Origin of the sequence: Frigidibacter sp. MR17.14 (assembly GCF_037095735.1) — a bacterium.
In the GTDB taxonomy this organism is placed as follows: domain Bacteria; phylum Pseudomonadota; class Alphaproteobacteria; order Rhodobacterales; family Rhodobacteraceae; genus Frigidibacter.
In genome coordinates, this window is record NZ_JBAWKD010000030.1 from 1 (window position 1) to 8,697 (window position 8,697).

Annotated in this window: 10 protein-coding genes and 1 pseudogene; 7 read left to right on the plus strand and 4 right to left on the minus strand. The window is 67.6% G+C overall.

Annotated elements, in window-relative coordinates; all coding sequences use genetic code 11:
- The first annotated feature begins 452 nt into the window (after window positions 1-452).
- Window positions 453-1,637 (plus strand): formaldehyde dehydrogenase, glutathione-independent, encoded by a 1,185-nt coding sequence (fdhA, locus tag V8J36_RS22545; protein WP_336469567.1) that lies wholly within the window; start codon window positions 453-455, stop codon window positions 1,635-1,637.
- A gap of 19 nt (window positions 1,638-1,656) precedes the next feature.
- On the opposite strand, the pseudogene V8J36_RS22550 reads toward fdhA, so the two are convergent.
- The 3 genes and pseudogenes from V8J36_RS22550 to V8J36_RS22560 form a co-directional block, all read right to left on the minus strand.
- Window positions 1,657-2,633 (minus strand): annotated as a pseudogene (locus V8J36_RS22550) (IS5 family transposase); the annotation flags it as partial.
- 221 nt (window positions 2,634-2,854) lie between these two features.
- Entirely contained in the window at window positions 2,855-3,574 is a 720-nt protein-coding gene (locus V8J36_RS22555) for an anti-sigma factor (RefSeq protein ID WP_336469568.1), read from the minus strand.
- Window positions 3,571-4,134 (minus strand): sigma-70 family RNA polymerase sigma factor, encoded by a 564-nt coding sequence (locus V8J36_RS22560; RefSeq protein WP_336469569.1) that lies wholly within the window; start codon window positions 4,132-4,134, stop codon window positions 3,571-3,573. The genes V8J36_RS22555 and V8J36_RS22560 overlap by 4 nt, the downstream gene beginning before the upstream one ends.
- A 247-nt stretch (window positions 4,135-4,381) precedes the next feature.
- Here V8J36_RS22560 and V8J36_RS22565 point away from each other — a divergent pair, with 247 nt between their 5' ends.
- Entirely contained in the window at window positions 4,382-5,170 is a 789-nt protein-coding gene (locus V8J36_RS22565) for a DUF4394 domain-containing protein (RefSeq protein ID WP_336469570.1), read from the plus strand.
- Between the two features lie 91 nt (window positions 5,171-5,261).
- Here V8J36_RS22565 and V8J36_RS22570 read toward each other — a convergent pair whose 3' ends face one another.
- Complete coding sequence (locus V8J36_RS22570; protein WP_336469571.1) at window positions 5,262-5,651, minus strand: DoxX family protein; 390 nt, start codon at window positions 5,649-5,651, stop codon at window positions 5,262-5,264.
- A 126-nt stretch (window positions 5,652-5,777) separates the two neighbouring features.
- On the opposite strand from V8J36_RS22570, the gene V8J36_RS22575 reads away from it, so the two are divergent.
- From V8J36_RS22575 to V8J36_RS22595, 5 genes are all read left to right on the plus strand, one after another.
- Entirely contained in the window at window positions 5,778-6,320 is a 543-nt protein-coding gene (locus V8J36_RS22575) for a sigma-70 family RNA polymerase sigma factor (RefSeq protein WP_336469572.1), read from the plus strand.
- Window positions 6,317-6,931, plus strand: coding sequence for an anti-sigma factor (locus V8J36_RS22580; protein WP_336469573.1), 615 nt, complete (start codon window positions 6,317-6,319; stop codon window positions 6,929-6,931). Before V8J36_RS22575 ends, V8J36_RS22580 begins: the two co-directional genes overlap by 4 nt.
- An 88-nt stretch (window positions 6,932-7,019) precedes the next feature.
- Entirely contained in the window at window positions 7,020-7,583 is a 564-nt protein-coding gene (locus tag V8J36_RS22585) for a fasciclin domain-containing protein (protein WP_336469574.1), read from the plus strand.
- Window positions 7,584-8,015: 432 nt separating this feature from the next.
- Window positions 8,016-8,471, plus strand: coding sequence for a gamma-glutamylcyclotransferase (locus V8J36_RS22590; protein WP_336469575.1), 456 nt, complete (start codon window positions 8,016-8,018; stop codon window positions 8,469-8,471).
- Between the two features lie 56 nt (window positions 8,472-8,527).
- Window positions 8,528-8,697: transposase (locus V8J36_RS22595; RefSeq protein ID WP_336469576.1), on the plus strand; the 170-nt coding region annotated here is incomplete at its 3' end.

Consider the following 8,697-nt stretch of genomic DNA (forward strand, 5'->3'; position numbering starts at 1 on the left):
CCCACAGTGGTAATCTCCAACATGACCGCCTCCCCAAATGGATTGTTGCGATCCCACCTTGGCACGTCGATGCCGTCGGGGGCGGTTACATCATCAACGCCTGTCATCCCGTTACGTGCTATCGAAAACACAAATAACCGAACGTTCGTACATTCGTATGGCCCAGAATGCGGGTGAAAGTGGACACGGCACGCTATGGCGCCCCCTCCCGCCGCTTTTGCACCTGGCCATGGGCCCGCTCCATGCCCTTCACGACGCGGGTTTTGTCATCCGTGCAGGCGCGCGCCGGGGTCCCCGTCGCAAGCGCACGCGAAACTGTCGCGCGCGGTCCGGAAACCTCTGCGCGTCGTGCCAGCATGGCATGTGAACCCCGCCGCTGCGCGGAGGGGCATTGAGGGCGCGGTGGCGAGGAGGCCGCCCGCCACGCCAAACTTGGAGGAGGAGGTGCGATCATGAGCAGCAACAGAGGTGTCGTCTACATCGGACCCGGGAAGGTCGAGGTCCAGAACATCCCGGATGCCAAGCTGGAATCCCCGGACGGCCGTCGGATCGAGCACGGCGTGATCCTGCGGGTGATCTCGACAAACATCTGCGGCTCGGATCAGCACATGGTGCGCGGCCGCACGACAGCGCCGCCGGGCCTCATCCTCGGCCACGAGATCACCGGCGAGGTGATCGAGAAGGGTGTCGATGTCGAGATGTTGGAGATCGGCGACATCGTCTCGGTCCCGTTCAACGTCGCCTGCGGCCGCTGCCGCTGCTGCCGCGAGGGCGATACCGGCGTCTGCCTGACGGTGAACCCCTCCCGCGCGGGCGGCGCCTACGGCTATGTCGACATGGGCGGCTGGATCGGCGGACAGGCACGCTATGTCACCGTGCCCTATGCGGACTTCAACCTGCTGAAATTCCCCGATCGCGACCGCGCCATGTCGAAGATCCGGGATCTGACCATGCTGTCGGACATCCTGCCCACGAGCTTCCATGGTGCGGTCAAGGCCGGCGTCGGTGTGGGCTCGATAGTCTATGTGGCCGGGGCCGGGCCGGTGGGCCTCGCAGCGGCCGCCTCGGCGCGGATCCTGGGCGCGGCCGTGGTCATGGTCGGGGATTTCAACAAGGAGCGCCTCGCGCATGCGGCCAAGGTCGGCTTCGAGCCCGTGGACCTGTCGGCAAGCGACCGGCTGGGGGACATGATCGCCCAGATCACCGGTTCGCCCGAGGTCGATGCCGCCATCGACGCGGTCGGCTTCGAGGCGCGCGGGCATTCCGGCGGTGAGCAGCCCGCGATCGTGCTGAACCAGATGATGGAGATCACCCGCGCGGCCGGCTCGATCGGCATTCCGGGCCTCTACGTGACCGAGGATCCGGGCGCGGTCGATGCGGCCGCGAAGCAGGGCAGCCTGTCGATGCGTTTCGGGCTCGGCTGGGCGAAGGCGCAGAGCTTCCACACCGGCCAGACGCCGGTCCTGCAGTACAACCGCCAGCTGATGCAGGCGATCCTGCACGACCGCCTGCCCATCGCCGATATTGTGAACGCGACCGTCATTTCGCTCGACCGGGCGGTCGAGGGATACGAAAGCTTCGATCAGGGTGTGGCGCGCAAATACGTGCTCGACCCGCACGGAGCGCTCGTGGCCTGAGCAGCACGGGGTCGCGAGGCGAGAAAATAGGGAACGCCGCTGACCGGCGGCGTTCCCCAAGTGTGTCATGCCCTTCTCGGCGGGAGGCGATGCACTCGCCGAAGGCCTTGAGGCAACTCATCCGCGCCTCGACCCGACTTCGCACGGAGTGGCCAATCGAACCCTTACGCTTGGCTCGATTCAGGCGTCGCGTCTCGTTCAAGGTGGCGTTTCGGGCGCGGGCCGCCGGGCAATCCTCCTTCCATGCGCGACCGCTCTTGCGGATCCGGAGCGAAGGCATGCCCGCAACCGATCAGGGGCCGTGCCCGAACGCTTCGGCTCTCCGGTCGACGCTCGCGCCATGGCACCGTCAGGTGTCATAGGCACCGTCGCCCATGACCGAACCGATCTCATCATCCCCGAAGGTCTGCGCCAGACGGGCTGGAAACAGCGGGCTTTCGCCCTGCAGGCTGGAAGTGATGCGACGGCCCCGAGGTCGCCGGTCCGGGCGTCCATACCGATAGGGACTTTGCACCTTCGCCTACGGCACGACGCGCCATGCTTGCGCACCTACCATTCGCCGTCGCCGCGGAACTTGGTGCAGGTGCTATCGACAAGCAACGTCACGGGGGCCGTCCGTGCGGCGATAGTGGATCGGCAACGCAAGCCGCGCTTGGTGTCGACAGAGCGTGGAATAATCCTCAACCGGCCAGTCTAATCCCGCCATCTCGATCAGGCTGGCGACCGGCTCAACCGTTCACCGGAGCGGCAGGCCGAACAATGCCTTCAGCGTCAGGCAGGTATGAATCGCCTCCGTCGGGAAAACAGTCCCCCCGGACTGTTTTCTGCTCCTCCGCAGTCAGAGAAGGTCCCTGGATGGCCGCGCTTGCCGGTCTTCTCTGCATGCCGGCCCATCGTAGAATCGAGGCAGATGGAGAGAGATCCGCGGTTGCGCAGAGCCGCATTATAATCGGGCCAGTTCGTCGTGCGATAGCGGGAAGGGGAAGGCTCCGGCATGGCCAGAAGCTAACGTTCAGGTTCCATGACCTGAACCCGCCTCATCGATGAGCTGGACAGGGTTTCGAACTCCGACCGATGGCGCCGAGTTGTCTCGATAAGCTGGCCAGTTCCTGGTCTTGAAGCTCGGGGCTGTCGGTCTGCTCATGCCGCACAGCGAGCCGGCTGGTTTTAAGAGATAGACCCCTCGAGGACTTCTGCAACAGAGCCCCTTGTGGGGCCTACAGATCGATCTGCGCTGCCGCGAGACCTTTCGCGAGGATCGGGCCGGTCGGACGACCGGTGGGGGACCCGCCGGCTGGCTCCAGCGTGATCTCGTAAAGCTGGCCGTCCTTCGGCGGCGCGAGCTGCGGGGGCGCGAGGCTTGTACCCTCCGGCCCTTCGAGCAGCCCGATCGACACCGGTCCCACCTGCGGTGATGGCAGCGTCCAGACCTGCATCTGCCGGCCCGCCGGAACCGTGACATCACTCACGAAGCGGATGCGGGCCGTTTCGCGGCCATAATCCTCGACGATCGCGCGGGGGGTGCCGACCTCGTCAAGGAGGACGGCGATCACCAGCGGATCCGGCGGCATCAACCGCTGGCCGATGAGCACGCCACCCAAAAGGCCTATCGCGGCGGCCAGCCCCAAGGGCAGGCCGAAGGCGCGCCGCCAGGCCGAAGGCGGCCGGGTAACATTCGCCGCAACCGGAGTCTGCGGGATCCCTTCGGCCTCTTGCGACGCCTCCTCGATCCGGCGCGCGAGATCGGCCCAGAAGCCCTGGCGCAGCGCCACGTCCGGCGCGGTCAGGTCGAGGGGAAGGAAGCGGAGGCGTGCGCGCTCCACCGCCGCGGCCCATGCGGGATCAAGCTCGAGGGCACGCTCCAGTGCCTCGGCCTCGGCCGGGTCCAGCAGGCCGAGCACGAAGTCGTCAGCGCGGGCGTCGCGATCTGCGGTCATGACAGGCACCTCCGCAACAGCGCGAGCCCGCGGTTGATCCACGATTTGCAGGTGCCGAGCGGCACCGCCTGCAAGGCCGAGATCTCGCCATGACTGAAGCCGCCGACATAGGCCAGCAGGATCGCCTGTCGGGCGCGCGGCTCCAATGTCGCAAGGCAGTCCTTCAGCGCCACGCGGTCGCCGAGCGCGTCGATGCTGGCCACCGCCGCACCCCGTCGCCCGTCCTGCAGCGCCGCCAGCGCCGCGTCGTCGAGGATCGACAGCCGCGCCCCGTCGCGCAGGATGTTGAGGCAGCGGTTGCGCAGGATCGCGAACAGCCAGCCACGGCCCGAGCTTTCGCCGGCACGGAACTGCACCGCGCGGCGCCAGACGAGCACCAGCGCGTCCTGCACAGCCTCTTCGGCCAGATCCCGGCGGTGCAGCATCCGCTGCGCGATGCCCATCAGCCGTCCGCCTTCCAGATCGACAATCCGGCGCAGGGCGGCCTGCTCTCCGCGGGCGCAGCCCTGGATCGCCTCGCTGATCTCGCATCGCGCGCGCGGCGCGGCGGCTTGCGTCATGCCTCGAACCTCTCTCGGCGGCGGTCTGCTTCGGGACCACCCTTCCACGACCTGCCCCCCGCAATCCAGCGTCCACATCATGCTCTCCCGGATCCCGATGCAACGATGACACGCGTGGGCGTGGTTCGGATGCAGCCGTGGCCTCAGAAAATTTTTCCTCACCGCTGCATCCATCCGCCGACCCCGCGGGTCATTGGCGGCGGAAAGGGCGGCGGGAGGTCGCCCTTCGCAGCTGAAAGGACCGACCATGACGCTTCTTCACCGCACCCTTCTCGCCGGCACCGCGATTGCTCTTTCGACCGGCGTCGCCGCCGCCGCGCCGATCATCGGGTTGCTCGATTCCGGAATGCTCGTCTCCTTCGACAGCGACGCGCCCGCGGAAGTGAAGATGATCCAGGTGACCGGGGCCGAGGACCTCGTGGGCATCGACCTGCGCCCGTCGAACAAGACGCTGGTCGGCGTCACCGCCGCGGGCACCATCGTCACCATCGATCCCGCCACGGGGGGCGCGACCGAGTTGTCGAAGATGAACACGCCCCTGCCGATGAGCGACGCGCCGGTGGTGGTCGATTTCAATCCGATGGCCGACCGGCTGCGACTGATGACCGGAACCACCAACCACCGCGTGAACGTCGACACCGGCGAGGTCACCGTGGACGGCAGCCTCGCCTACGAGGCCGCCGACATGCATGCGGGCGAGACGCCGGCGATCGCCGCCGCCGCCTACATCAACTCCTACGGCAAGCCCGAGAAAACCGCGATGTACGACATCGACACCACCATTGGCGCCCTGATCCAGCAGGTCTCGCCGAATGACGGCACGCTGAAGGCGATCGGCAAACTGGGGATCGAACTGGGCGACACCACGCCCGCCTTCGACATCCAGACCACGGCCGATGGCACCAATTCCGCCTGGCTGATCGCCTCTAACACGCTTTACGCAGTGGATCTGGCGACCGGCGCGGCAACCGAAGCGGCAACCATCGAAGGCATCGACGGTGATCTGATCGACTTCAGCGTCCTGCCCGCGATGTGACCCGCGAGGCCCCGGGCGCGGCGACATCCATCGCCCGCCCCCACAGGTGAGGCCGGGTCCGGGGTCAACGTTCTCAGTCGGCACACTCAGTCTACCGGGCGGCGCTTTGCCGCCGCCTGGTCCGCAGGGCCCATCGCCCCGGCCCCTGCGCGGCCAGCACCAGGAGCCCGCCCGCGATGGCCCAGTTCTTGACGACGATCGTCACCTGCCAGGGATCGGCGCGGAGTTGCCAGTGAAACCAGCTGGTCCCGATGCAATAGGCGGCCATGACCAGCGCCCAGACGGTCACGCCCGGACCGATGACCAGTGCCATCGCCGCCAGCAGATCGAACCCCGCGATCCAGGGCACGCTCGCCCCTGGAAGCCCCACAGACCGGACCATCGCCGCAACCGGCGCAGGATCGGCCAGCTTCTGCACCGCGCCACCAAGGAAGAGCAGCGCGATCAGGACCCGCCCGGCCAGATTGAGTGCGTGTCGCATCGGATTATTCCCCTTTGTTCCTCCTACGACCCGCGACCCCCGGTCGGATCAATGCGCGCGCCCCGGCGTTTCGCTTGACAGATCGGCCCTGGGCGGCGCGTTCTTAGGGCTGTGACGGGGGAAGGCATGGATCACGATCCGCTGGCGGAGACATTCGCGCGCATGGCGCGGGGCGACCGCGCGGCGTTGCGGGTCCTTTATGCCGAGGCCGCCCCGAAACTTTTCGGCATCTGCATTCGTATGCTCAGGGACAGAACCGAAGCCGAGGATGCGCTGCAGGAAATCATGACCCGCCTTTGGACCAGGGCCAGCCGTTTCGATCCCGCGCGCGGGTCCGCGATGACCTGGGCGGTCGTGATCGCGCGCAACCATTGCCTCGACCGCCTGCGGGCGCGCCGCGACCCCGTGGCGCGCGACGAGGCGGCGATGGCCGCCGTGCCCGACGCCGGCCCCTCGCCCGAGACGCTGGCCCTGCGCCGGGGCGAGGCACGACGGATCGTCGACTGCCTCGGCCAACTCGACCCGCAGCGGGCGCAGGCGATCCGCAGCGCCTATCTGGACGGCGAAAGCTACGAAGGCATCTCGCGCGCGCTCGGTGTGCCCCTGAACACGCTGCGCAGCTGGCTGCACCGCGGCCTGAAGGCCCTGAGGGAGTGCATGGAGCCGTGACCGAGGACGATCGCCTGCTTGCCGCGGACTATGTGCTGGGCGTGGCCCCGGCCGCGGAGCGTGCGCGGGCCGAGGCGCGGATTCGGCAGGACAGGGCCTTCGCGGCCGAGGTCGAGGGCTGGCAGCGGCGACTGTCGGGGCTCGACGCGGAATTCGCGGCGGTCGAGCCGCCCGCTGCCCTGCTGGGCCGCATCGAGAACCGCCTCTTCGGACGGCCGCAGCCAGTGCGGCGCGGGAAGCGGATCCTCGGTTGGCTTTCCGGCGCGGTGGCGGCCGCGACCCTGGCGGCGGTGCTGCTCTGGCCCGCCGCCCCCCTGCGCCCAATCGCCGATCTGACGGCGGCGGACCTCAGCGTCGCGGTCCTGACCCAAGGTGACAACCTCATCTTCCGCAGCGCCGCCCCCGCCCCGAGCGCGCGCGATTATCAGCTCTGGATCATCCGGGCGGGCCAGCCGCGCTCTCTGGGCCTCTTGACTGCGCCCGAGACGGTGGTCAGCGCGCGGCTCGAGCCCGGCGACGTGCTCGCCGTCAGCCTCGAGCCCACGGGCGGCTCGCCGACCGGCCTGCCGACCGGCCCGGTGCTGGCCACGGCAGAAATCACCGAGCTCTGATTTTTTTTCGCATCGCCCTGCAACGCGGCCGCGGAGCGTTCCGTATCCACCCCGACCGCGGAAGGAGCCGCGGCTTGGAGGATGCAAGATGACCAAAGCTAAATTCGTGATCGCCGTCGCCCTGTCGATGACCAGCCTTTCGATGGCCGCCCTGCCCGCGCTGGCGCAGAACCCGATGGTCGGCGGCGCGCCGATGTATGAAAACAAGACCATCGTCGAAAACGCGGTCAATTCCGCCGACCACACGACCCTGGTCGCTGCGGTGAAGGCCGCGGGCCTGGTCGACACGCTGTCGGGCAAGGGCCCGTTCACCGTCTTCGCGCCCACGAACGCCGCGTTCGAGAAGCTGCCTGCAGGCACTGTCGAGACGCTTCTGAAGCCCGAGAACAAGGACCAGCTCGTCAAGATCCTGACCTGTCACGTGGTCGCGGCCGATGCGATGGCCGCCGACATCGGCAAGATGATCAAGGACGATGGCGGCAAGCACGTCATCAAGACCGTCGGCGGTTGCGAGTTCACGGCCTCGATGAAGGGCGACAAGCTGATGATCGAGGACGGCAAGGGCCAGATGGCCACCGTGACCATCGCCGACGTCAAGCAGTCGAACGGCGTCATCCACGTGATCGACACGGTGCTGCTGCCGAAGATGTGAGGCGTGCCCTCGGCGAGCCGGTGGTCACGGTCCCTTTCGGGGATCTGACCACCATCTTCGGCACAGCGGCCGGCGCACCTCGGCGCCGGCCGACGCCATCTTGGTCTCAGGGCCCCCGGATGTCTTGCCCGATCGTCTCCCGGGCTGTGCAGACATGCGACCGCGGTCACTCGGTCGGGCCCTGTGCCGCCGTCCGACCGTCGACGGTGGCTTGGCCTGTGCTGCCCAGTCCCGCGCTCGCCCCACGGGCCGCTCCCGCGAGCGGCAGGGGACCAAGGCGAATGGCGGGGAAGGTCTGATCTGGGCGTCGCGTCGTCCGTCGCGGCGGTTCCGGACCCGCGCGCCCAACCGCGGCCGCAGGCACGCCGCCGCATGACGAGCCCAGGGGCGATCCGGCGGTCGGAGGTCATCGCGGGACACTTCGGATCCGCCATGCCCCGAGGTCGCTTTCCAGACGCGTTGTCGTTGCTGGCGCAGACAACGTCACCCCGTCGCCGGACGATCGTCGAACATGCAGCGCCGAAGGCGGGCACGGTCCATCTGGAGCAAACCGAATTGGTTTACGAGCTCACGGAAGACCTTGTACGGCTAGTCGAGCGAACGGAACCGGATCCGGGCCCCGAACCGGGCTCGGTCGAGCATTCGCAGGCCGACTTCGAGGCGATCGCGGATGCGTTGCTTTCGAAAGGCGCGCCCGACACCCTGACTGTCTTCGCCTACGGTTCCCTGATCTGGAACCCGGAGTTCGAGCATGAGAAGGTCGTTCGAGCCGTCGCGACGGGATGGCACCGATCCTTCTGTCTGAAGCTGATACGATGGCGAGGCACTCGCGAATTGCCGGCGCTCATGCTTGCGCTCGATCGAGGCGGCGCCTGCGAAGGGCCTTGATGCACTTATCGGTGAGGCGGATTCACGTCGTGAATCCTGACTGTTAGCTTCGGGCCATGGCAAAGCCCCCTTCCCCTCGCTATCGCACGACGAACTGGTCCGACTATAACGCCGCCCTGCGCCACCGCGGATCTCTCTCGATCTGGTTCGACCCAAGGATGGCTTGGCACGCAGCTTGGACGGGCAAGCGTGGTCACCCAGATACCTTCTCCGAGGCCGCTATCCA

Bases quoted from the DNA above. Each gene is read 5' to 3' on its own strand.
- V8J36_RS22585 (WP_336469574.1), top strand. From the start codon at position 7,020: ATGACCAAAGCTAAATTCGTGATCGCCGTCGCCCTGTCGATGACCAGC.
- V8J36_RS22575 (WP_336469572.1), top strand. From the start codon at position 5,778: ATGGATCACGATCCGCTGGCGGAGACATTCGCGCGCATGGCGCGGGGC.
- V8J36_RS22565 (WP_336469570.1), top strand. From the start codon at position 4,382: ATGACGCTTCTTCACCGCACCCTTCTCGCCGGCACCGCGATTGCTCTT.
- V8J36_RS22590 (WP_336469575.1), top strand. From the start codon at position 8,016: ATGCCCCGAGGTCGCTTTCCAGACGCGTTGTCGTTGCTGGCGCAGACA.
- V8J36_RS22555 (WP_336469568.1), bottom strand. From the start codon at position 3,574: ATGACCGCAGATCGCGACGCCCGCGCTGACGACTTCGTGCTCGGCCTG.
- V8J36_RS22560 (WP_336469569.1), bottom strand. From the start codon at position 4,134: ATGACGCAAGCCGCCGCGCCGCGCGCGCGATGCGAGATCAGCGAGGCG.
- V8J36_RS22570 (WP_336469571.1), bottom strand. From the start codon at position 5,651: ATGCGACACGCACTCAATCTGGCCGGGCGGGTCCTGATCGCGCTGCTC.
- fdhA (WP_336469567.1), top strand. From the start codon at position 453: ATGAGCAGCAACAGAGGTGTCGTCTACATCGGACCCGGGAAGGTCGAG.